The organism is Rubinisphaera italica (assembly GCF_007859715.1).
Taxonomy (GTDB): Bacteria; Planctomycetota; Planctomycetia; order Planctomycetales; family Planctomycetaceae; genus Rubinisphaera; species Rubinisphaera italica.
The window spans coordinates 3,357,176-3,382,212 of record NZ_SJPG01000001.1 but is presented as its reverse complement, the minus strand read 5'-3'; the positions used below and the strand labels follow the sequence as shown (position 1 = coordinate 3,382,212).

17 protein-coding genes are annotated in these 25,037 nt (G+C 47.3%); 8 read left to right on the top strand and 9 right to left on the bottom strand.

All coding sequences use genetic code 11. The features are described from left to right. The first annotated feature begins 61 nt into the window (after positions 1-61). The gene (locus tag Pan54_RS12545) at positions 62-1,876 is read left to right on the top strand and encodes an ExeA family protein (RefSeq protein ID WP_146503814.1); all 1,815 of its coding nucleotides are present in this window, start codon (positions 62-64) and stop codon (positions 1,874-1,876) included. 426 nt (positions 1,877-2,302) lie between these two features. On the opposite strand, the gene Pan54_RS12540 is transcribed toward Pan54_RS12545, so the two are convergent. From Pan54_RS12540 to Pan54_RS12515, 6 genes are all read right to left on the bottom strand, one after another. Next, complete coding sequence (locus Pan54_RS12540; RefSeq protein ID WP_146503813.1) at positions 2,303-2,491, bottom strand: CPXCG motif-containing cysteine-rich protein; 189 nt, start codon at positions 2,489-2,491, stop codon at positions 2,303-2,305. A gap of 36 nt (positions 2,492-2,527) precedes the next feature. Continuing rightward, positions 2,528-4,132, bottom strand: a complete 1,605-nt coding sequence (locus Pan54_RS12535) for a sensor histidine kinase (protein ID WP_146503812.1) — start codon at positions 4,130-4,132, stop codon at positions 2,528-2,530. A gap of 200 nt (positions 4,133-4,332) precedes the next feature. Next, positions 4,333-5,043, bottom strand: a complete 711-nt coding sequence (locus tag Pan54_RS12530; protein WP_146503811.1) for a DUF502 domain-containing protein — start codon at positions 5,041-5,043, stop codon at positions 4,333-4,335. Between the two features lie 309 nt (positions 5,044-5,352). Next, positions 5,353-6,513 carry a magnesium/cobalt transporter CorA gene (gene corA, locus Pan54_RS12525; protein ID WP_146503810.1) on the bottom strand — a complete coding sequence of 387 codons (1,161 nt, stop codon included), beginning with the start codon at positions 6,511-6,513 and terminating at the stop codon, positions 5,353-5,355. A 165-nt stretch (positions 6,514-6,678) separates the two neighbouring features. Further along, on the bottom strand, positions 6,679-7,794 hold the full coding sequence (locus Pan54_RS12520; RefSeq protein ID WP_146503809.1) for a succinylglutamate desuccinylase/aspartoacylase family protein: 1,116 nt from the start codon (positions 7,792-7,794) through the stop codon (positions 6,679-6,681). Between the two features lie 63 nt (positions 7,795-7,857). Continuing rightward, positions 7,858-9,048, bottom strand: a complete 1,191-nt coding sequence (locus Pan54_RS12515; protein ID WP_146503808.1) for a RimK family alpha-L-glutamate ligase — start codon at positions 9,046-9,048, stop codon at positions 7,858-7,860. 772 nt (positions 9,049-9,820) lie between these two features. Here Pan54_RS12515 and Pan54_RS12510 point away from each other — a divergent pair. The 4 genes from Pan54_RS12510 (at position 9,821) to ybeY (ending at position 18,261) form a co-directional block, all read left to right on the top strand. Further along, positions 9,821-15,013, top strand: a complete 5,193-nt coding sequence (locus tag Pan54_RS12510) for an outer membrane protein assembly factor BamB family protein (protein WP_146503807.1) — start codon at positions 9,821-9,823, stop codon at positions 15,011-15,013. Positions 15,014-15,223: 210 nt separating this feature from the next. Next, on the top strand, positions 15,224-16,144 hold the full coding sequence (locus Pan54_RS12505) for a cation diffusion facilitator family transporter (protein WP_146503806.1): 921 nt from the start codon (positions 15,224-15,226) through the stop codon (positions 16,142-16,144). Between the two features lie 407 nt (positions 16,145-16,551). Continuing rightward, positions 16,552-17,607, top strand: a complete 1,056-nt coding sequence (locus tag Pan54_RS12500; protein WP_146503805.1) for a hypothetical protein — start codon at positions 16,552-16,554, stop codon at positions 17,605-17,607. Positions 17,608-17,772: 165 nt separating this feature from the next. Beyond that, the gene (gene ybeY / locus Pan54_RS12495) at positions 17,773-18,261 is read left to right on the top strand and encodes an rRNA maturation RNase YbeY (protein WP_146503804.1); all 489 of its coding nucleotides are present in this window, start codon (positions 17,773-17,775) and stop codon (positions 18,259-18,261) included. A gap of 51 nt (positions 18,262-18,312) precedes the next feature. Here the strand turns inward: ybeY and mntR are convergent, their stop codons facing one another. Further along, a complete protein-coding gene (gene mntR, locus Pan54_RS12490) occupies positions 18,313-18,723 on the bottom strand; it encodes a manganese-binding transcriptional regulator MntR (protein ID WP_242631299.1) in 411 nt (136 codons plus the stop codon). Between the two features lie 205 nt (positions 18,724-18,928). On the opposite strand from mntR, the gene Pan54_RS12485 reads away from it, so the two are divergent. Together Pan54_RS12485 and Pan54_RS12480 are read left to right on the top strand one after the other, a co-directional pair. Beyond that, positions 18,929-19,990, top strand: a complete 1,062-nt coding sequence (locus Pan54_RS12485; protein ID WP_207310126.1) for a DUF1559 domain-containing protein — start codon at positions 18,929-18,931, stop codon at positions 19,988-19,990. After that, positions 19,990-20,304 (top strand): hypothetical protein, encoded by a 315-nt coding sequence (locus Pan54_RS12480; RefSeq protein ID WP_146503801.1) that lies wholly within the window; start codon positions 19,990-19,992, stop codon positions 20,302-20,304. The genes Pan54_RS12485 and Pan54_RS12480 overlap by 1 nt, the downstream gene beginning before the upstream one ends. Positions 20,305-20,388: 84 nt before the next feature. Here the strand turns inward: Pan54_RS12480 and Pan54_RS12475 are convergent, their stop codons facing one another. Continuing rightward, on the bottom strand, positions 20,389-22,041 hold the full coding sequence (locus Pan54_RS12475; protein WP_146503800.1) for an SPFH domain-containing protein: 1,653 nt from the start codon (positions 22,039-22,041) through the stop codon (positions 20,389-20,391). Positions 22,042-22,101: 60 nt separating this feature from the next. After that, positions 22,102-23,673, bottom strand: coding sequence for an SPFH domain-containing protein (locus tag Pan54_RS12470; protein ID WP_165441755.1), 1,572 nt, complete (start codon positions 23,671-23,673; stop codon positions 22,102-22,104). Between the two features lie 518 nt (positions 23,674-24,191). Here Pan54_RS12470 and Pan54_RS12465 point away from each other — a divergent pair. Beyond that, positions 24,192-25,019, top strand: a complete 828-nt coding sequence (locus tag Pan54_RS12465; protein ID WP_146503798.1) for an FAD-dependent oxidoreductase — start codon at positions 24,192-24,194, stop codon at positions 25,017-25,019. Positions 25,020-25,037 lie beyond the last annotated feature (18 nt).

The following is a 25,037-nucleotide window of genomic DNA, read 5'->3' as shown; positions in this document are numbered from 1 at the left end:
ATGAAGATGGTTCAACTCAGGGTGTCTTACCAGACACGCTCGTGACAGGGATGTTCGGCGAATGTACGAAACACATTTTCAATTGCAGGATCGCCCATTTTCGGCTGCCCCCGATTCGCGTTTTGTGTTCCAATCAAAAACGTTCAGTCATGCAATAGAAACGCTCGAACGGACTGCTCGTCAGGGAGTCGGAATTGGCATGCTGACTGGAGCGGCGGGGATTGGAAAAACTCTGCTTTGCAAAACCCTGGCAGAGAAACTGGCTGATGATCCGCTGCCTGTACTCCTGTTGAATGCCAGTTTTCCAACTCGAAGTTCATTGCTTCAGGCAATATTGTTTGAACTTCGACGCCCGTATCGAAAAATGACCGAACAGGAGTTGCGGCTCGAACTTGTTGCCCACGGTCGAGATTTATGTATGTACCGCACTGGCGTCGTCCTGATTGTCGATGAAGCTCATCTTCTGGGCGAACATGTCCTGGAAGAACTTCGGTCGTTGACAAATTTTATCCATCATTCGCGACCAATCTTTCGGATAATTCTCAGTGGTCAGCCGGCATTGGAAGATATTTTGACGCGACGCAGTCTGGAAGCGATTAATCATAAGCTGGAAGCTCACGTCTGTCTCGACAGTCTGACAAAACAGGAATCGCTCGAATATCTGATGACACGAGTGAAGCAGTGTGGTGGCGATCTGCTAAAGATTTTTGAGGAAGCCGCTCTTGAAACAGCAATTTATGCTGCAGATGGAAGTCCACGATGTTTGAACCAATTGTGTGATCATGCCTGTTCACTGGCGTTTCACTCAAACAGTTCCACCGTAACCGACCAGATTGTGCGATCCGCTCTGAGTGATCTTCAAAAGCTGCCATTACACTGGAATATTCCACCTCTTGTCGAATCTGTATCAGAAGAAAGTAATTCCGAGAATGAACTTCATTCTGATACAATCGAATGGGGTTCTGACGAAGAGTTGCTGCAGGAGTCGGATACCGAGATGCTGGAAAGTCCCGTAGAGCATCTGGAAGATGAGACATTCTTCGACGAAGAAGCCTGCTCGATCGAAATCGGAGCAGCACCCATTGAAACTCCGCCTGAGCCTCACGTTTCTGTGGGCATTGAAACAGGCGTCGAAACAAATACTGTCGAGGTTGCTGAAAATAACGCTGAAACCGAGGCGGAAATTGAAGCCTTGGATGATTCTGAGTCAGAATTGGAAAGTAGTGTTCTGGAAGCAGCTGAAGAGCCTGACTTAACCAGGGAAGATATTTCCATGGAATCCGAGATAGAGGATGATTTTAATTCTGCATTCGATGATATCGATAATGAACTGGCTCTTCTGGAACTGGACTTGTCACGGGAACTCTACTCAAAAATTGAACATGAATCTGTTCCTGAAGAGTCTGCCATGATTCCGGAAGCGGAGGTTGTTGCTCCCAGTGAAGAAAATGTGACTGATGATGATGCTGGTGATGATGCTGGTGATGATGAAAGTTTTGCTCAGATCGAACTCAATGAGACTCCTGAAACCGATTCAATTGAAGTTGCAGCTGAGGCCGTCTTGACTGAAGAACTTGATGAGCAGGTGATTGAAGCAGAGGCAATTCTCGATCGCTATGCTGCGATGGATGCACGTCGCCTCGGACAACTCGATGAACTCGAATCAATTTTACGAGAGGAACAGGGCTTGTGTGAGGAAGATGAACTTGAAACCCGTATCGGGCAGTCCGTGCTCAATATGTGCACGGATGTCAGTTCAGAACTCGGATATCACGATGAAGATTACGTGCCTCATCCAGAAGATGTCTTTGGTGGACCAATCGACTCAAAAACCGCTCGACACGATATTGTCGAGCCGGATTATGATGTTGAGTAAGGGGTTTCACTTCTCATCGGGGAGCGATAATCTTTCCTTCTCCTTGTGCCCTGTTCCAATTAAATATTAGACCATTTTCAAATGGTTTCTGCAGTCGCCTGGACTCCAAAAGACCGTAAAACACTGAGTTTGCTCCTGCCGAGCGCTGCAGGTGATTTTTGAATATGCTCCAGGTTGGCAATTGCTATGCCAGTGCATTGTCACTTCAGTGTTCGTCTCGATTTGCACTGACGAAGTCAGTGGCACTCAACCCGAAGTTTTAAGCCGAACAATCCACCAGCGGAGAAGTACTGAAGGCCTGATGAGGGGATTCACTCGGCTTCAATAGTATTTTCATGTCTATTTCCCTCACCCTGACTCTCTCACAGAGGGAGAGGGGACTGATCTTATGGTCTCAGAGAGGACCTTGGGGGCGAGGAAATTCAATCAGTCGGATTCCGGTTCCGCCCACGCTTGGACATTCTCTTCATCGAGTATTTCGACATGCACGACATGGGGATGACAGCAGACAGGGCAATCTTCGACGTACTCCTGCGAATTCCCGGCTGTGATATCGATCGGGATCACAATTTCTTCGCCACAGGAATCACAAACATAACTGGCTTCGTTCATCATGTCGGAAATGCCTGATCCACAGAGTGTTGCCACTCATCAAGCAGCATAGTAACTGGATTCTTCGTAGATTGTCTCTTCGCTGATGGATTCATCCACACGACGGGGAATGCGAATTCGGAATGTGCTGCCCATGCCAGGTCCATCACTGGAAACTTCAATCGAACCGTTGTGGTCTTCGACGATGCGATGCGTAATTGATAATCCCAATCCGGTTCCGCCGCCTCCCTTTCGTTGGGTAAAGAAGGGATCGAAAAGTTGCTCCTGAGTTTCCTGCGTCATGCCGCAGCCATTGTCGCGAAAAATAATATTGACCTGACTGCGAATCGGCATCAATTCAATTTCGAGTTTACCACCAGGATCCATTGATTCGAGAGCATTGGATACCATATTGAGAACAACCTGCTTCATTTCACCAGAGTTGACCTCCGCATAAACAGGATCGACTGTCAGCACTTTAACATCCCGGTCACGGAATTTACTCAGATGGGAAACCATGCTGACAACATCGTTTGTCAATTCGGTCAGGTTGGTTTGAGACCGTGTCACTTCCTGACCGCGGGCAAAACTGAGTAACTTTTCCGTAATCTCCTGGCAGCGGAACGCTTCCGTCTGGATCATGCCGAGGTATTTTGTGAAAACTTCCCGGTCTGCTTCCGGACATCCTTCTAAGACCGTCGCAGCCTGCATTTCGAGTGAGTCGGCAATCGTAGAAATGACATGCAGAGGATTGTTGATTTCGTGGGCGACACCTGATGCGAGAAAGCCGACACCAGCCAGTCGTTCGGAACGAATCAGCGCTTTCGTTTTTTCATTCACTTTGCGATCGAGATCCTGATTGATCTCATGAAACTGAGCGGTGACCTGATTGAACACATCGGCCAGGTCGTTCATTTCATCGCCGGTTTTTTTCATTTCGGCTCGGTATTGAAAATCTCCATTGGCAACCCGTTTTGCCGCTTTGTGCAAAACCTGAATCGGTTCAAAAATCCAGTGATTGCTCCATCCGATAACTCCCAGGAATAGCAGGAAGGCCAGGATAAATGAGATAATAACAATAACCAGACAAGCCTGCAGATTCCGCTCCGCTTCGGCCAGTCGAGGCAGAAAGACCTCAAAAGGATCGGGGACAGAATTCACAAATTTATGCAGTGCATTGAGTTGCTGTAAAAAATTACCGACCTGTTGCTGACGCTGTTTCGGATCAATCAACAGGCCCGCCATCTGCTGTTCTTCAAGAAAAGTGATCGTATCAATGACTCGCGTGCGGAGCAGAGAATAATCGTCGGCCTGAATTGAAGAATTTGGGGGAATATTTTCAAGACATTTAAGAAAATCTCGGATCTCTTCTTTGGAACGCCTTAACGCCATGCCAAATTGTTGATGCTGAAATGCAGCGAAATTTTCCGGATCGTAATTCCCGTTTTCGGGAGGATGATACAGAAGCGGCTCGAAGAGAATATCGATGGCGACAATTAAGTCGGCTTTGCGCGGAGCATCCTTAATACTGAACTCGAGATCTGTCACAACGTGACGATAGGAAACCAACCCCACAATGGAGGCGATCGCCATGATGAGCAGTATGAAGAATACTAAAGCAAACTGTACAAACAGCTTACGTCGAATAGAGCATGTTAGAAACACATCGTCCCTCCCTGTCCAGATGCGTTGAATCAGAAGATAATTTAGCAAGTTTGAACAAATTCGCAAAGCAGAGTTCAAAATCCTGCCAGAAAATAGTCACAAATCGAATTGAATACGTCGACGACCATTGGAAATGGAACTGTTAGTCGCACAGAGACCGATCGGGAAAGCGGATCCAGGCAATCGCTCCTTGCTAAAGCTTAGGAATCTTTTGCCACCACTTTTGAAGTGTGTGGGGCAGGCATTCGATATGGTAATTTCTCGGGTAGGGTCAATCCGGCAGAGAGCAGAATCTTCCAGCCATCTGTGGCTTCCCAATCGGTGATGATGACGTCTTCACTGCGGTAGATTAGCGTGTATCCTGAAGGTGGAAACAAGCCGAGTGGAATATAAACACAAACCAGTTCATCGCCCGTATCAATATCCCGAGAGCGGGACATCAGATAGCCAGCTGCCCGGGCGCGTTCGTGAGGAAAAGGGACGAGCACGACTTTATCGATTTTCTTCAGCCCATCCGGTCCCTGATAAGCATACAAGACATCCATAATTGCCACATAAATTGTTGAAATACCTGGTACATTGGAGAATAACCAGTTTAGCCAGTTTCTCAGCCGGGTCTGAAACAGGTAGCCTGCCAGATACAAAATTCCGAAGACGGCAAATAGGGAAATGAAGGGTGTGACCAACCACCAGCCGTTCAAATAGTCATCTTCAAAATGCCTGGGAATAATAAATAAGGTGACCGGTGCGATAATCCATCGATGGACCATTAAAAAAATTTGGTAGACCACCGCGATGGTAATCACTGCTGGCATCACAAATAACACACCTCCTACAAGGCGACGAAACATTCGCTGGCGTGTCGTTAATGTGGGAGCTTCCACTGGCGTCTCGCTTACTGATTCAGTCATAAAATTTATCCAGGTGAAGGTTATCGTTAGACATCGCGATGCTCAGAATTTCAGGACATTTGAGCCCGTTTAACTCCACTATACCGCGTTCCCAATGAAAACCGGAGAAATTCAACAATTTGTAAGAACACTGGTTCGTGCCAGAGTGATAACGGAAAACAATCAAAGGCGGGTGGCGGGGGCGCTCTCGAAGAGAAGCCCCCGAATGATTAAACGTCCGGGGGCTTCCGCTGAAGCGGAGCGCCCCCGCCACCCCGGAAGACCTTTTCAAGATGTACAAGGAGATCCGGTTTCCAATTGGAACAGGGTTTAATTCGGTTTTTGTGGGAGTTGCATTTCCGCCAGATGTTCCCGGAGTGTCAAATCGATTTCCCGGTTATTTTCCCCCAGCCAACCTTTGCGATAGAAATAATATAACAGAGAAAACGCAGTTGCCGACATCAGTAACCAGACAGCCGGATAACCCCATTTAGCATGCAGTTCAGGCATGTATTCGAAGTTCATACCATAAATACCTGCGATAAAAGTCAGTGGTATGAAAATACTGGCCATGATAGTCAGCACCTTCATTTTGTCATTCGTATGATTTGCCATTGACGACATATATAAATTCAGCAGGTTGACCGACATTTCCCGTAACGTTTCTGAAACATCACTCGCCTGAAGTGCATGATCGTATGTGTCTTCCAGATGAACCAGGACATTGGCTCCCAATAGATTTTGCTTGTTGCGGATCAGTGTCTGTAAGACTTCCTTTTGAGGTTTGATGGCACGATGCAGTCGGACGATTTCATTTCTGGACTCGACCAGATACCTCAGCAGAGCAGACGTCGGCCGCGTGAGAGCATAATGCTCGAGTAGTTGCAGGCGATCCGCCAGATGTTCGAGCAAAGGGAAATAAGCATCGATGATCGTATCGAGTAGTGTGTAAACAAGAAAATCAGAAGTCCCATTTCGTAATGGGCCTCGACCGAGTTTCAGACGATCCCGAATGGGCGAGAAGACATCGCCTTCGGCTTCCTGAAACGTCACAACAATGTTCTTATAGCGATAGATACTGACCTGCTCGACAAATAATCCGGCCCGATCAAATGGTCGCACCATGCGTGTGACTACCAGCAAACGGTTTTCATGGGCCGAAGCATGACTTCGCTGCGGAACATTCACCATATCTTCGAGCATGAGATCTGGAATTTGTGCCATCTCGGCAATACGCCGAATTTCTGCGGCGGTACCGAGTCCCTGAACATCGATCCAAACCAGATGTTTTTCATCGAGAATAAGTTCGGGAAGTTTCTCGGGATTTCGCAAATGCACTTCTGGTGCATAGCAAATCACATTGACTTGAGTATCTGCCGCTTCTTCTGAAAATGCCAGAACCCCTGGTCGCGAGCCGACCTCGGGGCGGTGAAAACGCAATCTCCTGGTATTGGAAACAATTTTCTTACGAAGCTCGGCGAGTCGGCTCACGAATTATTCTCCTGGAGCGAAGTTAATTTTCAGTACGAGAGTTTTCGTCATGTCTCAATACAAGATGTTTTCATTGAGATCGGTCAAGATCACAAGTCTCTGTAAGTCCAATTGCGACAGACGCGAATTTCATCGACCTCAGATAGCATCAGACTCTGCAGTATATTACTCGATGGGAGAATCTAATGTTTGATGCGGCATCGGTTCGACGACACTGACATTGGTCGAAAGTTGTTCGGATGTGCGGCCATGCAATCCGTCTGACGGCAATTTCTTGACGAGTTTTTCGAGTTCCTTGTGCTTCTCATCAATGAAGCCGAGATGACAAATCGGATCTCCTGGGGCAATACACGGGAGGGTCGTCATTCCCAGCACGATGGCATCGTGAGGAGCTGTGATGAAATTATTTTCCACACCGGTAATGCTGGTATTGGTGGCCAGCGGGCTTCCCTCTCGCACGAGATCTCCGGGAGAAACATGAAAGCGGAGAAACCCCCCGCGTGACGCGCGAACCCATTTTGACTTTTTTATCACGATTTGAAACGGCGGATCAGAGCGTAGTCCATCGACCATTTCGAGTTCTGTCAAAACGGAAACGATTCCATTGATTGAGTACTCGACAACTGCGGGCTCCACTTTCCAGACTTCTCCCGCTTCGAGCACAATCGTCGGACAGTTTGCAAGAGTTGCTTCTCGACGGAACGAACCATCGGGGCCGACATTATCAAGAATGATTTCACAGCCAAAAGCGCGAGCCATGCGGTCCACTTCCGGATTGGATAAATCACCTCGAATACAAGGAAAGTTCGTTCGCCGAACCGCAGCCGTGTGTAAATCGATCCCGTAATCGGACCGACCGACGATTTCTTCGTAAATGATTTTCGCCATGCGTGCAGCCAGACTGCCGTCATCGGACCCTGGAAAACAACGATTCAAATCCCGTCGGTCGGGTAGGTATCGGGAATGGCGATCAAACCCCAGAATGTTGATGACAGGTACGAGAATGAGCGTCCCTTTCAGCAGACAGAGTTGATTCTCGGTGATCAGTGCACGAATCGAACCCGTACCATTAATTTCGTCGCCATGAAGAGCAGCCGATACAAAAACCGTTGGTCCATCTTCCTTGCCTCTTTGCACGACAACTGGAATTGGTATTGTGAGTTGACTGTAACTTTCCGTGACGGCCAACGAAACAGAAGCTGTCTGCTCCGGTTCAATGACAACATTCCCCCAAACATGAGAAGAACGCTTTTCAGGACGAGTCCCCTTCCGACTTTTCATTTCTTGATTTCCGACTGTTATCGACCAGATGGAAGAAGGGCAATAATCCCTGTTCAATCAACCTTAATGGGTTTCGGACTCTGGAAGTTTCGTAACTTTGGGGCGACGGGCTTTACGGGTTTTTTCTGGAATCAAGTCCCGCATACCATCAAGTTTTCCAAAGCACAACAAACGATCTCCCGGCTCCAGAACACGAGACGATTTAGGATTTGGAATAATCGATGTGCCTCGATTTAATGTCAGCACATTGATGTCGCGTTCGCGTAAACCGGAATCGGTGATTGTTCGTCCCACATAATCGGAACCTTCGGGAATCGAAAGTTCAGCGACACCGTATCCACGGCTCACAGTGAGTCTCTGACGAACATCCAGTTCCGGGAAATTCACTTGAGCGGCGATGTAATCGACAATCGCCCCTGCAATATCCAGGCCCGTTGCTGCTTCGATTCCTTCGAGCCCAGGTGACGAATTGACCTCCATAATCTGAGGGCCATCCTTCCCTTCAAGCATGTCAACTCCAGCGACTCGCAATCCCATAATCTGAGCAGCACGGACAGCTGTTTCCCGATAACTGTCATCCAGATCCACAGACTCCGTCCGTCCACCACGGTGGACGTTGCTGCGGAACTCGGTTCCCTGCGCAATTCGTCGCATTGCACCAACAACCTGGTCGCCGACCACAAATGCCCGGATATCCCGCCCTTTGCTCTCTTTGACGAACTTCTGCACCAGAACATTTTGTCGGGCACTGTGCAGTGTTTCGATAATCGCTTCAGCAACCTTGGCTGTTTCCGCCAGAATCACACCGACTCCCTGAGTTCCCTCGAGCAACTTGATAATAACCGGCTCTCCGCCAATCCGCTCAATCGCGGGAATCACATCGGTTTTATCCCTTACAAAGGTCGTTTCAGGAATTCCCAACTGATGCCGACTGAGAATTTGCAGGCTGCGAAGTTTATCACGCGAATTCGCAATTCCATTCGAGGAGTTAGCACAAAACACATCCATTTGCTCGAATTGACGGACCACCGCAGTCCCAAAAAAAGTAAGAGAATGGCCAACTCGAGGCAAAATTGCATCGTAAGGAGTGAGCTGCTTCCCTCGGAAAAATAGATCGGGATCGCCCTGAGCGACATCAATTCCAAATCGTAATGTGTTGAGCACTTTCACTTTATGACCGCGATAAACAGCCGCTTCCCGCAACCGACGGGTGCTGTAACATTTCATATTGCAGGAAAGAATTCCTAATTTCATGACCAACTTCCTTGAATAAACAATATCAATACTGACTGGACCTTAAGAGAACTGAGATCAGTCAGAATCAATGGTATGATTTAATAACTAAAGAGATCGTTTTGTTCTTATAGTAACCGATTTCTTCCGTTGTGCGAGACCTTCGAGGAAATGAGACGTCTCGACTTTTGTGCATCTCGAAACAAATTGGGCTTGCGAGCGATCCGGAAAATCTGATAAATCGCTCATCTGGACCGTTAAGAAATTCCGATACTAACGAATGGTGCCCTGTCAACAAAAAGGGCATCCTGAAACAAATCAATATTCGCCTGCCTAATGTATTGACACCTTTGCTTACTTTTAACTCGACACCATCGACAAAAAAATAAGATCTTGATGAATACAAAGTGAATAACTTCGCGAGTGATGGATAACGATTTAACGATCTCACTTGCGATATGCAGATAGCAGAACTGACATAACTCCTTGGAGTTATAGGAGAAAGAAGCTTGAACTCAATTTGCCAGTGAAAGCACTGGCAGGTTCCGGTTCGGGGTCTTTCCAGGGTTTCTTCCACACAGGAGAGTGTGACAAGATACTCACAAATCTGCTCAGCACTCAGGCATGGCTTTTGCTTAGCACCTCGATAGAACGACTTGCCGTGTTTGCCGGATTTCGGACTCAGGAGAAAGCGAATCCTCAACAGGGTTTACTTCGGGTCCGGGGTCTGATCGAACCTAAGGCACGATGCCACGGGAAATGATTTCCTGGACTTTCTCACGAGGAGAAGGAGATGCAGCGACTTCGCAATATGATGGCGAATAGTCGGTTGCGAGCAGTTTTACTGCTGACGACTGATTGTCTCGGATTTTCCAGCTTGAGGCACGCGAATTCATCGCGGGTTTCTGTCAGACTACAGTCCTGGTTGACGGGCTTGATCTGTATGATCGCCGCCTTAGCAACTGTGAATGCAACTTCTGCTGAAGATTCTCCCTTTTATCAGTCAGGCGAAATTGATTTTCGGCGCCAACGCGTCATCAATCAGACATTACTGCGGGATCCGCATCTGGCAACATTACTTTCTCGGTTTTCTTCTCTGATTGAAGAACGAAAGTATGTCGAGGCCGTTTCCATCTATCAGCAATTGATCGATGAACCTGGCGATTCCTTTGTTTGGGACAAAGAAGACCGCATCGGCACCGTGCGACAGTTGGCCAACAAAACGTTCGAAGAGCACTCCGAACTGTGGGCAGTCTATGATGAACTCTACGGAGCGACTGCCAGTCAACTCCTGTTGGGGGCAGATGCCGCATCGTGCCGGGAAGTCGCCACGAAATACTTCCAGACAACCGCAGGTCGTCAGGCCATGCTACACATTGTTCACACGACATGGGATCGTGGTCAATTTGAAGATTCACTGGCTGCGACCCAGAAACTTCTGAACTCAACAAGACATCGTCCTCATCTCGAACAGCCATTTTTAGCTAGAGCGCAACTGCTCATCGATTTGAATAAAGATGCAAAAACGGTCAATTCCGTTCTCGAAACGCCCAGTAAAATCACCTCCGAACTCAACGAATGGTCTCAGGAATTATGCAGTTATCGTAAATCCGTCCTGCTCAATTCGCTCCAGTGGACTCATGCACGTCAGTTTGAAACCGAAACGGCCACTGAGCATACCCCACCAATGCTCACACCAGAATGGCAGATTCCTCATGCCGTATTTGCAGTGAAGAACGATACGGAACTCGAAAATGCGTCAGCGATCCGCCAATCGCTGGAGCAATGGTCGCTCCAGCGGAACGAACAACTTCATCCTGAGATCACGTCGTTGTTTGCGGTCTGTGCGAAAGACATTCTGGTCTATCGCGACCTGGACCGGCTTGTCGCATACCCGTTGAATTCAATGACGCATGCTGATAGCAAACGGCCATTATGGCAATATGCATCGATGAGTTCATTGTCGAAAGTACTCCAGGACCAAGTAGACCCTTATACTGGAATTACGACAAACCATCCTGGTCTCGAACGATTGCATCTCGATAATTCCATTACCAGCAGCCTGACGACAAACGGACAGTTCGTATATTTCGTTGACGAAATTCAACGTTCCCAGGATCCAGCCTTACGTCAAACAACTTCTGTAAATCTGGAGTCCGAATCTTCGGAGCAAACTGCTCCAGATGAAGATCGTGACAATCAGGTTTTGACAAATCGACTGGCTGCCATTTCTCTGCTTCCCGATCAGTCCATTGACGAAACCACAATCTTAAATGATGCCCATCTGACCTGGTCGATCAATTCCACAGGCTGGGAGAATTCTGAAGCTGAAAATTTAAAACGACAGCCCCACTTTCTGACTGGCCACTTCTTTTTTGGTCCGCCAACTCTCTCAGGTGAGATTGCGTATGTCGCCAGTGAAAAGGATAGCTATATTTCTGTTTCTGCCCTGGACGCCTCAACGGGAAAGTTGATCTGGACTCAACCGATCAGCTATGTCGATCGTCCACTCGAACGCGATGTCATCCGGGCGAATCAGGCTTTGCCTATAGTTTGTACTCAGGGGAAATTACTCTGCGATAACGGGAACGGCCAGTTAGTCGCCCTGGATGCCAAGCTGGGTACTTTGCAGTGGACTTATTGCTATGCAGATACGGATAGCCGTCAGGCTTCGGGACGCTGGACTTATTCACAATCTTCCCGTCATTCTCATGCCGGTGTGTTCAATATGCCTGTCGTGTGCCAGGATGCTGTGCTGATTATGCCAGAGCGTTCAGGTTACATCCGCTGTTGTGATTTGAAATCAGGAGAGCTCCGATGGTCTGCGCCACGGGCGTCCGCAGAATACATTGCAGGTGTCCGCTATTCCGATGAGGCCAGCTCTCACTCGACGAGCTCAAACGCTCTGCTGGCTGTGGGGGATCATCAATGCCGTGCAATTGATGCGAAAAGTGGTGCAACATTATGGGAAACTCGTACGGGCGTGGTTTGCGGACACGGATTGCAGGTCAACAATCTGTATTTGCTTCCCGTGACCGATGAGCGGCCCGTTCTTCCCTCTTCGACTGCAGAAAGTGCTCCCCGCAATCACTACGATGGGACTTCCGGTCAGATTCTGGCAATCAATCTTCAAAGTGGTGAAGTGGCCGGCTACGACATGCGAGAAGCGTATGGAACTGATTTGACGAAGCAATCGTCAGAGACAGATTCTAATTCGAATGAAACGCAGCATGTGTTTCCTTTGGGAAATCTGCTCGCATATAACGATCATATTATTTCGGTTGGAGTCGATAAAATCGTCTCATTTCGGCAAGCAGGTTCTGTGATTGAAGAGCTGTCTTCTCATGTCGAGTCCTCACGACTCAGTGAAACACAACTTCAGGAACTGGCTCAAGCAGAAATTATCATGGGGCAGTCGGAGCTGGCTGGTCAACACCTGCGACACGCTTTGCAAATGGTTGAGCACAACTCCGATGTCCGTGCGATTTCCCTCAATTTGTACCGTGAGCTGCTCTATCAGCAGTTGCAGCAGTATCAGAAATATGGTCAACCCCAGGAAAGCCTGGCTGTGCTTGAGCAAATTGAAGAACTGATTGATACAGACGAACAACAGGCACGCTTCCTGGTTAAGGAAATTGAACATCTTGTTGTGATGCAGGATACACAGGAATTATGGCGGGCTACGGATCGGTTTGCCAAAATGGGAATGCATATTGCGATTCCTGCTCAAGGGCAACCCGGGCATGTGCGAACTTCAACGAGTTGGATTCCAGGCATCTACAGCCGGCTTCTGGGAGAACTTTCTCAAGATCAGCGTCAGGAAATGATACTGGGAATTCGTCATCAACGATTTTCTCGAATGCACGAAATGAAAACCGCTCAACTGGAAACCTTCCTGGATCTGTTTTCCGAAGATGACAAGTCCAGTACTTTTGCAGTCAAATTCGATTCCTGTAACGGTGAAGACCAGAGCCTGGAGAATCACGATCATTTGGACCTGTACGCATTGCGGGATCAGATTGCCTGCGAACTGGTCGAACGCTTTGCCCGAGATTGTGATTACCAGAACGTCGAGTTGACCCTGTTGAGAATGCAGAAATCCTGTCTGACAGAAACTCGTCACTACGCTTTGAAAGGATTGATCGCTCTCTACGCTAAACTGGATTGTCACAAACTGGCTGCAGAGTCGCTGGCTAAACTTTCGGCTTCGCTTGAGCAGAAAAATATAAATATGGCATTAAACTGGCAGCCACAGGAATTTGAGCTCCGCAAGCAGCCGAGTCATTTTCTGAATTACCTGCCTCATCCCGAGTTGACCGACGATCATCAGGCCCTTCGATTTGCAGATGATGTCAAATTCCTGGTGCATTTCGATCGAATGCATCCGACCTGGAAGGCCTATCAAAATCAGTATGGAAGTATTGAGCCCGTTCGTCAGGTGAATATGCAGAAAGTTTCTTCTTCACTGCTTTCAGAAGGAGACCCGTTTTCCAAAAAACGATTGTTGCATGAAAACCGCGAACAAGGCTGGATCCTGGCTCAGCGAATTGAAAAATCACAGACATCTCAAAAAGAACAAAACGAAGCGACTGGAGAACTCCAATTAACACGTTTTGAAACTTCAGAAGAAACTACTCCTCAAGAGGAGCAACATCTTCTGTTTCTGAACCGAAATCACGGTTCGGTTCGATGCGAATTTATTCTACCTGGTACGCGTATTGGTCTGGCAAACAGCACTTCGAAACAAGTGGGGCATCTTTTGCCAGTTGTTGCAAATGGCCGCGTTTACGGAGTGTCTCTCTTGAGCGGCAAACCAATTTGGGAACGTGGTGTCGGAATACATTGTCCAGTTCAGGCCAACACGAAAGTTGAATTTACTCGAAATTCAGAAAATGTTCTGAAAGTTGACAATCATAAATACTGTACTCAGAGAAGCAGTCGCGTGGAAATCGGACCAGTCGGTGATGGCTTCTGTCTTATTCAAACGACACGGGCAATTACTTGTATCGACCCGGCTAACGGAAGATTGTTGTGGAAACGGACCGATTTGAACCCCCAGGGCGGACTTTGGACTGATCGCAATTCCGGTTTAATTGGAGATGAAAATGTCACGATGTATTTCTATCCCGACCAAAACACTTACTCATTACTGTCGACAAAGACAGGTCGGTTGTTGAAAACGACACAACTGGAACAGGAACCATTTCATGTTCAAAGAACCCGTCAGTCATTCGGACGACACATCCTGTATCTCTCTGTCTCTTCAAAGTCTCCCCATGAACGGTATTTGCGATTGTGGGATCCACTGAAAAATCAACTGTTACTCGATGAACAATTTACTTCGAACGATCTGTATCACACTTCCGAAACGGAAGTCACCATCCTGACGGACTCAAAACGTCTGCTCATTTACAATCCTGAAGCGGAACGGATGGTGGTCGATATGATTCTCGATGCCGAAGTCGAAAAAGCAAATTATCTCCGCGTGGTACGTCAAGGGCATCGTTATCTGGTGAACCTCTATCAGACTCAGCGAATTGAAGAGCCGGACGGATACACAAGCCGGTTCACAGACGCTCCCTGGAAAATGACACACATCAATGGACCGTTGCTGTCGATTAATAGTCGTTCGAATCAACTGGAGTGGTCAAGGACATTCCCGCATCGAACCATTATTGAAGAGGAAGGCGAAAGCCTGCCATTTATTGTGATGGCCGCCACGCATCAGCAGCGTCCGGGAGATCAAAGTCGATCATTATTATTGGAGATTCTCGATCCTGAAACCGGTAACACACTCGAAACAAAGAACAACCTGGACGTAGATCGCCTGTTATTGCTCAATCACGATCGTCAGCAACAGAAAGTCGTGTTGTCGAGTGAACATTCGGATCTGATCATCGATTACAATATGGACCACCTTTCCGATGCTCGCCGCTTTCTGTCCACACACTTACAGACCGCAGAAATAGGTCGTGGTGATTTTTGAGATCGCAGCGAAACTGGTCAGGAGCAAGGGGCTTTATGAAGAGAAGAACCCTGTAAGCCTACACACTTGTTACGCCTTCATTCAGGCTTTCGAATTTTCCAGGATCGTGTCTCGCACGTCTGTATTTTCCTGCTACAATTTAAAAAATTGTGCCTGAAAAAACAGACAACGATCACCACTGCGATGACACCCCTCCCGGAAGCGCTTTGTATGCACGACCACGGTCCTCAACAATTTCATTATGACCGTGCCTTTCGCTGGGGCGTTATTTTTAATGTCGTATACGTTCTGGTTGAGGCCGGTTACGGACTCAAAGTCGGCTCTCTGGCTTTGCTTTCCGATGCCGGACATAACTTGAGCGATGTGTTTGGACTGCTGCTCGCCTGGAGTGGTCATGCACTCTCAAAAATCCCATCAAATCCTAAAAGAACATACGGTTATCAAGGAGCAACGATCCTTGCTGCTCTGTTCAATGCTCTGATTCTTCTGATGGCAACTGGCGGTATCATTTGGGAAGCAATCGGTCGACTACAAACTCCTGCCACTCCAGACAGCTTGACCGTAATCGTCGTAGCAGGGATTGGAGTTGTCGTTAATGTCGCGACCGCTCTATTGTTCATGAAAGGGCACGATGACCTGAATGTTCGCGGCGCCTTCTTACACATGGCAGCCGATGCGGGAGTTTCCGTTGGTGTCGTGATAGGCGGAATCGTGATTATGTTCACGCAGTGGACATTGATCGATCCCGTTTTAAGCCTGATTATCGCTGGCTTTATTTTCTGGGGAACGTGGGGCTTGTTGACTGAGTCTGTCAATCTGGCGATGCAGGCTGTACCGAAGCAAATTGACAGCCAGTCTGTCGCCAAATATCTCTCGAAAACAGATGGTGTGACTGGTATTCACGACTTGCACATCTGGGCGATGAGCACTACAGAAATCGCCTTAACGGCTCATCTGGTTCGACCAGAACATCAACAAGAGGACGAATTCCTCCACAATCTGGGCCACGAACTCGAATCTAAATTTGGTATTCACCACTCCACAATCCAAATCGAACACTCGCACAACAACGAAGCCTGTTCACAACACACAAGTTGCAACTCGTATTCGAGAGAGGCAATGACAGAATAGCTGCCTTTCAGTAAGTTTCTTTGGAAAAACTATGCTTGTTATGAATTCGATTTCTTCTCAGTCAGTGCCTGAATTCAGCCTATGAAAATGATTCGAGTCGTTCGCGTCATTATTCAGTTGCTTTGTACCCGATGTGACTCAGAATGTTTCGAATACCGTCTTCTACAAAACTTCGAGCATTTTTCATCGTCTCTTCATCGTTGCTGTTGAAGATCAGTCACAGACCTCATTGTTATGTGAGCAGTCCCTGCGTGCAGACATTCTATAGCATCTCATAAATATGGTTCCGCTTTCAGCCGGGGAATGCACGGCGTTTGAAGGCGAAAAACGCTCTTACGGGGGCAATTTGAATTATTATTACGTTTTATTCTTTAACACTCGTTCTTTAGCGTTCACTCGGAAATAATATGTCGACTCAATCAGGAATTAACCAGGCTTCATCGTCCGCATCTGGTACACGAGATCTGGGACAGTTTTCCGTTTATGCTTATGGTGAAAAAGTTCCCTTTGAGCCGGTTCGCGTGTTTCTGTTTACGGGCCTCCTGTCGATTGCTGGGTTGATCACGGGATTGGTTTTTGGACTGATCAGGCCTTTTGTCTGGATTGTTATTTTATTTCCCTGTTTGATCGGCGTTATTCATAGTGTTGCTGGGAGAAAACTGGTTCGACAACTAGTCGTACGGCATCTGGCCGGGTTGGCAATTGCGTGTCTGGTGAGTGCAACTCTTTCACTCACTTTAACCCACTACATTACGTATCTGTTTGCTCAACAGCAGATTGTCTCTGACATGGGGATTTCAGGTGCCTTTTATCAAAAAGTTGCTTATAATTATGAAGTGCATCAGGTTAATACTGAAAAGTCTACTCAAGTGGAGGAGGCGATTCGATATTTTGATGCTAACCCAGATATGCTCAGTCGTGCTCGCATTCAATCATTTTCGGATTACCTCTACTATGTCACGACGAATGGACTGGTTTTTGGATTTTCTTCAGAGAAACCTCTCGTGCAGTTGGGGGCTACGGGAACAGGGATCTATCTGATTCTGGAAATCTTTCTAGCTGCGATCGTTCCGCTGATTATCTTTCGCTCAGAAACAAATCACCCCTTTTGCAACTGGTGCGGTTCCTGGAAAACAAAGCAAACGTTCGGGCCATTTACCAACAGAGAAGAGGTTCTGCAGGTCCTTGAAAATGGAGAATTGAAGATCTTTGAATATGTCGAAGTTGCTGGTCCCAATGATATTTTTGTTGCATTTCATACCTGCCCTCGATGTCAGAACAAATCTCCAGTCGATGTGACAATTCATGCGGTTGACCCTCGCACAAAAGAGGCTTCGTCTTCAATCTTGTCCCGCATGACCTACCCCGAAAAAGCATATACGTCATTGCATCTGGCCTGCTGTGTAACACAAACATCGAGCGAAAGTGGTATCCAGAGAATCCGTGTGCAAAAGCAGAATTGATTTTCAGGCGTTGCGATCTGTACTCTCGTTTTCAGACGGAACCATCAGACTTTTCTCTTCTGGTTATTTACTCAGCATATAATCGGGATTGCGTGGTACTCTTACGAATTTGCTGTGATTTGATAACCTACTGGAATTCGACAGTTCCTAACGTACGGTTATGAGATGCCCACATCAGAAAATGATTCCATCGAAATCATCGATGAACAAAATGTTTATAAAATCGATCACGCATGTTTATTGATCAGCATCAATCGGATTCTTGAACATCAGCAGGTTGCAGAAGCCGAGCTGAGCATTGTTCTATTAGACAATGCTGCGATCCATCAGTGGAATCGGGACACGCTTGAACATGACTTTCCAACTGATGTGATTACATTCGCACTCAACGATCCTGACTTTCCCAGAGGCAATAATCGCCTGGAAGGAGAATTGCTGGTTTCGGTCGAAATGGCTGTACAATTGTCAAAAGAAGTCGGCTGGGCGGTTGAGCAAGAGTGCACTCTCTATGTCCTGCACGGCATTCTACACCTGCTCGGCTATGACGATTTGAATGAAGCCGATCAACTGAAAATGCGTAAAAAAGAACGTGAAGTTCTTCTGCATCTTGGAATTCATCCCAATCCTCAAGATGATCGCTGGGCAGGGTTATGATCGCTCTCGAACAGGCATTGTCTGAAGAAATTGACGTCCACCAACAATTATTTACTTTTGCGAATCAATAAACTTCTGCATCGCACGCAGGGTTTCCGGGCTCACATGATGCTCAATGCCTTCGCTATCGGTAATTGCGGTTGCATTGCTGACACCGAGTGCCAACAGGAATTCGAGAACCAATTGATGCCGCTCTTGAGATGCCTTGGCAAGTCGTGTCCCCACTGATGTGAGTTCGATTGGTGCATAAGGCTCTGTCGTGACATATCCATCTCGTTGCAGACGTCCAACGGTGCGATTGACTGTCACATGACTGACCTGAAACTTCTGCGCCAGATCGACCGCTCGACAAACTCCCGCATCAGCAATGATTTCAGAAATTGCTTCCACGTAGTCTTCGGTTAATTCAGTCGCATGATCGGAACGCGTCCGCTTATGTTGATTTTGCTTCGTCGCTGCCAATTTAATGTCCTGCTGAAGTGTTGTAGATATGCTCGACAGTTTATGCATGTCAAAGCGGGATTTCAAGATGAGCCTAGTACGAATTGTTTGCGAAGAGAGTTGATCGTCCTTGACAAAAATGTAGCACGGGCTAATATTGGCGATTAATAAATGTAGCATGTGCTACATGTTGTTTGGTGGCCTTTGGAAATTGTGGGGCGAGAATATGAACAGAAGAGGGTTCACTTTAATCGAGTTATTAGTTGTGATCGCGATCATCGCTTTATTAGTTGCATTACTATTACCGGCGGTTCAACAGGCTCGCGAAGCGGCTCGTCGCAGTCAGTGTAAAAATAATTTAAAGCAGATCGTGCTGGCTCTGCATAACTATCATGATGCCCATTCCTGTTTCCCGGCAGGGTATTTCTCCTACGGCACAAATAATGGGTCTGGTCCTGCTTGGGCTAATATCGATGCAAACACTTGGGATGCGGCTCCTGGGTGGGGCTGGGGAGCCTCGATCCTCCCTTATCTCGAACAGACTGCGATTGCTGATCAGATGGATTCCCGACTTCCGATCTGGCATTCACAGCATAATGGTCTCGTAACAGCAAAGTTGTCTGTTTTTCTTTGTCCATCTGCTTCTGGTGGCGATGATGCTTTTACTGTTCAGGATTCAACAGCCAATCCCTTATTGATTGCAGGCAATCAAATTCGCCTTGGCCGCTCTCATTATGTCGCCAGTCATGGGCAAGAATCTTGCTGGGGGGAGTGTGGGGCTACTCCAGCCAATGTGGTCTTCTCGGATATTTACACATTTACGACAAAGTCTGTGGCTGTTAATGGTGATGTCTCAAAGGTCGCCGATGGTCCTTTTTATCGGAACTCGCATACCAAATTTCGCGATGCAACCGATGGTTTATCCAATACAATCTTTCTGGGAGAGCATTCTCCCAAACTGAGCGAGAAAACCTGGGTCGGTGTCGTACCGGGGGCTTTTACGCATCCACGGTTTTCTTCTCCAGAAAACAGTCCGGATGCCGCAGCAACTTTAACTCTCGTCCATATCGGACCCTCCGGCGGAGAGCTTGATATCACAGGCTTTCCCATCATACATCCGGTTAACTTTCCGACGTATCATGTCGGGCAAATGTACTCCGAGCATCCCGGTGGAGGACACATCGCTCTGGGTGATGGTTCCGTTCGATTCGTCTCTGAGAATGTCGATCTGATTACTTTCGCAGAGTTGGCCAGCCTCAGTGAAGGCGAAGTTGTAGGAGAATATTAATGCAATTCAGAATGGATTTCACAACGAGCATGATTTTCAGTTTGATAGTGATGTTTGCAATGTCTGGATGTGGCTATGCAAAAGTCGGCCCCAAAGCCTACGAATGTAGCATGGCACTCTATTCAGTTTGTAATCGACGCGATGAAAGCCGATTGGAAACAGTGGCCGAGTTAGTTGAGTCCTCTCTCAAAAATGAAGAACTCACGGCGACTGAAGCCAGTTATCTCAATGCAATAATTGATAAAGCCCGCAAGGGCGAGTGGGAGCAGGCAACTGCTGAGGCTCGATCATTAATGAAGGATCAAGTGGAATGAGGGTGTCCATCAAATTAAAAAAGATCCCAGAGTTAAACCTGGGATCTTTAGCGTTGGCCCGCACTTGACGTGCAATCACTCAGCTTACGGCTTCTTCTTCATCGTTTCCTGAGCTTGTTTTCCGAGCATCGTTTCAGAAAATCCTCGCAGGTCAGTCCAGAAGGTTCCTTCGCCAGCGAAGATCAGGTTGAGTTCGATCTCTTCTGGTAATCCACTCGCAAAGACCCATTTGTTGTAAGACTCGCCGCTCCCGAACGCATCGACAGCCAGTTTGAATTTGTCAGCTTTGGCTTCTTCGAGAAGTTGAACAGTTTTCGCAGAGGCTTCTCCGAGCATCACGGTCGCCTTTGCTTCCAGCAAAGAAATTTCTCGATCGATTCCTGCTACAATTCGCTGAGTTTCAGCGATCGTTTCCTGAGCAGTCTTTTCGCCCTCAGCGATTGCTTTGGCAACCAGTTTTTCGGTTTCCACTTGAACCGTTGCGGCTTCAAGTTCCACTTTTTGTTCGGCTTCCCGCAAGTTGGCTTCTGTTTTTGCAGTCGCCTGTTCCTGAACGCGTGTTAAAGTCAACTCGTCAGCAACGAAGGCCTGTTGAATTGGAATGCGGATTTCCTGAGGAATGAAAATGTGGCGGACAAGTCCGTAGGAGAGAGTAATATCTTTTTCGAGCAGGACTGCCCGGAATTCATCGGAGGTCATGGCCTGAAATTCCTGGCGGGAATCTCCTACCAGCAAGTCAACAGCACCATACTTGGATCCAATATTTCGGCAGATCGATTCGATTTGCGGCATCACAACCTTCGTTTCGACAGCATCGACATTTCCAAATTTCCGAATGACGTTTGGTGCCTGAGCCGGTGTGATTCCCCAAATGGCAGTGAAGTCCATATTGATCGGAAAGCCGTCGTTGGAGGGGAATGAAATGCCGCTATCGTCATCGGCAATCATTGGTTCGCCAGACTGATCATATAGCAATTGCCCATTTGCATCCATTTTGAGATTGGCTTTGATACTCTTTTCACGGAAGCCAATTTCAACGATATCGATTTGCTGTTCTTTCTCGTTGACAGGATAAATACCTGGTGGAAGAACAGAATCCTGAATTCCCTTTTGAGCTCCAGTCTCTGAATTACTGGCCAGATTGGTGACGACACCAACATAACCTGTCGGAATTTCGACCCAACCCGCATATTTGATCTGCAGGCCGTTCGTGACGGAAGTCGTTGTAATTTTTTTGAACTCATACGCGTAATTGTTCACCCGATAACGCCCCGGTCCAAATGCTTTTCGCAGAACACCTTTATATTCGGTTTCACCCAATTCACCATCGACCAGAAACTCTCCCTGCGGAAGTGATTTGCCAATTTTGGAAGTCGCAATACCAATTTCACCTGGCTCAATCACAATATCTTCAACCAGCTCGCGTTCCCAATAAAAGGGGGATACGAATTGACGTCCCGGTCCCAGCATTTCCTGCAGAACACCTTTTTCAAGAATGTTTCCATTCTCATCCAGCTTTGCAAAACCGGTTTTCGATTCTGGCGTGTTGTAGCCTGGCAACAGAGGAAGTGGCGGCCCCTTATATCGAAGTCGCATACTGTAACCTTCGGGAACGTAGACACGGTTAATGCCCCATTCAATAAAGGTCCAGACGCCCAAAACGGCAATTATGGCGAACAGAATGAGGACGATAGCCGAGCGGCCTTTAATGATTGATGATGTTGAGATATTGCTCATGAAATTTCTCGATTGTTCGGGAAATGGATATTTGAAAATGGTTCGCGATACACGGAAAAATTATGGTGCTGGAGTAGTAGCCATGGGTGCGGGAGTCGAACTCGGCTCAGGTTTTGGAATAGATGATGGTGTTGCGAACGATTCAAAGATTTTCATAATCGGACTGTCCTGAGTATTGGCCATAATCTTCTGATAGGACGGTGCGATTTTCTGATTCAGTACATAGCGGGCATACGCGTCGCCATCCCCACTGAATGCCTCTACCGCTCGTTTCCAACCGGCAGCGTCGGCTTCATTATTGAAACCAACTACATCGGCTTCAGCAGTTCCACGAGCAATAATGGCTTCGGCTTCGTCGGCCGCGGCTTCGAGTTTCAGTTTGGCGACTTCCAAATTTTCATTCGCTTTCGTGACCGCCACTTCCTGTTCACGCATTGCCTGAGTCGTCAGTTTGACAACTTCCTGCTCGGCTTGAATCAGTTCTCTTTTTCGTTTGACTAATTCTTTTTCAATCGCAAGATTTTGTTCCGAAGTCTGCTGGAGAATCTGTTGCTGGTACTGCTTTTCTTCCTGCTTGGCCAGTTCCCGCTTACGGACAGGCTCAGCGATTTGTTGTGGGGGACTGATGTTTGTTATCAAGGCCACAACTATTTCAATACCCAGGGGCTGACATTCTGTTCGCATCGCTTCTTCAAATTTCTTCTGAAATCCGATGCGGGTTTCCCCAGAGATAAAGTCACGGCCAGAATTTTTGGAGCCTTCAACGCGACAGAAACTACGAGCAATTGGCATGATCACTTTGCGGATAATTTCTTCATCAATCTTCTCGCCGTTATCCTGCTCGTTGTAAGTGACATAGACTTCGGCCGCGTGCTCAGGCATGATACGGAATTCGACAATTCCATCCAAACTCACCCAGAAGCCATCTTTGGACGGGAAGCCCATATCTTTTTTCTCTGCCAGATTAAATCGTTGACTGCGACAATCAACCAGATTCACACGTTTCTCGTAAGGATTGAAATAGTAAGTTTCTGTACCGAGTGTTTCTTTCTGAACTCCCCGAAAATCCGGAGGCACAAGTAACGTATTGGCTTCTTCCGGCATCGGTCCGGAAAGATTTGTCACGACTCCTCGAAAACCAGCCGGAACGACAATCGGATCATGCAGTTCCATTTTGAAAAGATAAGGATTAATTGGATACCGACCTGCATTTAAATAGCCTGGTACAATCCCTTTCGTCAACACACCTCCTTGAAGAAGTTCGACTTTAGGATCTGTTCTTGCCAGGAACTCACCATATCCCAGATTGTCTCCTGTCAAAGAAACGAGCACACCCATCTTGCCTTGAGAAACTTCTTCTTGCGGAATGATTTTCCAATCCCAGTTGTATGGATTACGCCAGTGAGTTCCTTCCAGCAGATATTCTCGCTGAACACCTTTGAATTCTGCTGTCGGGGCCACTTCCTGATCGTTCGTCAGATTATCACCTGTTTTCTTGATAAGGATTGCCATATGGGCAGTTGGGATATCAATCCGGAAAAAATTCAGGGCCAGATATCCAAAGAGAATCGCCCCAATGACAAACAGAACCAGACTTCCCGATCCAAACAACAGTGCCTTCAGGGCACGCATTCCTTGATCTCTATTTTGCGGCATTGCTCAATACTTTCGCCAGAATGTGGCAGAGAATGTGTTGAATTCTTTGAATTTGCGAATCCGTAAAATCATCAGTCTCAAAGGGAATGATATTTACTGGAACCTTGTTCAACCTTAACGCAAGATTTTCAACAAGGTTCACGATTTGGAAATATTACCAGTCATTTCCTGATAATATCTTTCTTTTGAGACCTTCCTGGACTTCACAGAATATAAAATCAGCATAACCGATACACTCCCTCTAACCTTCGCAAAATGATTGTTCCGAGGTTGGAATGTAACGAATTCCTTGTCAGGACTTTGCAGAGTGCCGATTCCTGTTGTAGGCCCCAATCGGAAAAGTTTCACTGACTTCCGTACTTTGTAACGAAGCTTCGGGGTGCAAAGTTCACTTAATATTTAATCGAGTGATCAACGCAGTCGAATCGGCGACTTGCGAATAGCCAAGGTCAGAACATTCCAGGAATGCTCTGGGCATCAAGGATGGAACGATCATGGAACAAATCAAACAATACGACCTTATCATTCTGGGAAACGATCCCGAAGTTAAAACACTGCTGCAAATGGTGGCAAGCGAATTCACACGCATTGCCTGGGTAACGATCAACGATGTGGTCGATGTTCTGCTCCCTTGGAACGTCGACCACATCGTCGGCCCATTTCAATTCGAAACGGCTCAGCAGGTTTCCTGCAACTCTGCAGAATTTCGATACGATCTCAAATCTCAGCGGATTGTCATCGCTACCGGCACCACTCCCAGACGACCAGCCTGGTTGCCAGACCATTCTCGAATTCACATGGCCGAGCCAATTTTATCAGAGAAACATTTTACTGATAAAACTGCGATTATTGGCTTGGGGAAAACTGGGTTACAATTGCGTAAACACTTGGCAAAATCATGTGAACATCTCGTTTGCATCGATGCCTCTACGGAGATTAATCTAAACCAGTGGAATAAAAATTCCCGACGAGACGACAGACGGCAATCCATCTATCTGGGAAATGGACTGGCTGGCATCGAAGTTGAAAAATCCGGCTTGAAACTCTTTCTGGAAGATTCGCAAACGGTCCTTGTCGATGAAGCAATCCTCTGTGTGGGGCGGGTCGGAAACACCGCTCATCTCCAACTGGAGAATGCCGGGTTGTCAGTCGACGATTCCGGACGCATCTGGTGTAACAGCGACTATCAAACCTGGACACCGGGGATTTACGCGGTTGGCTCTGTCGTAGGCTATGCCCATCGAACGCAGCCTGATCAATCGGAATGCGAACTTGTCTTAGAAGCAATGCTGCAATCTCAGGCGAACGGGCAGTTGGTCTGAGATCTTTACGAACTCATC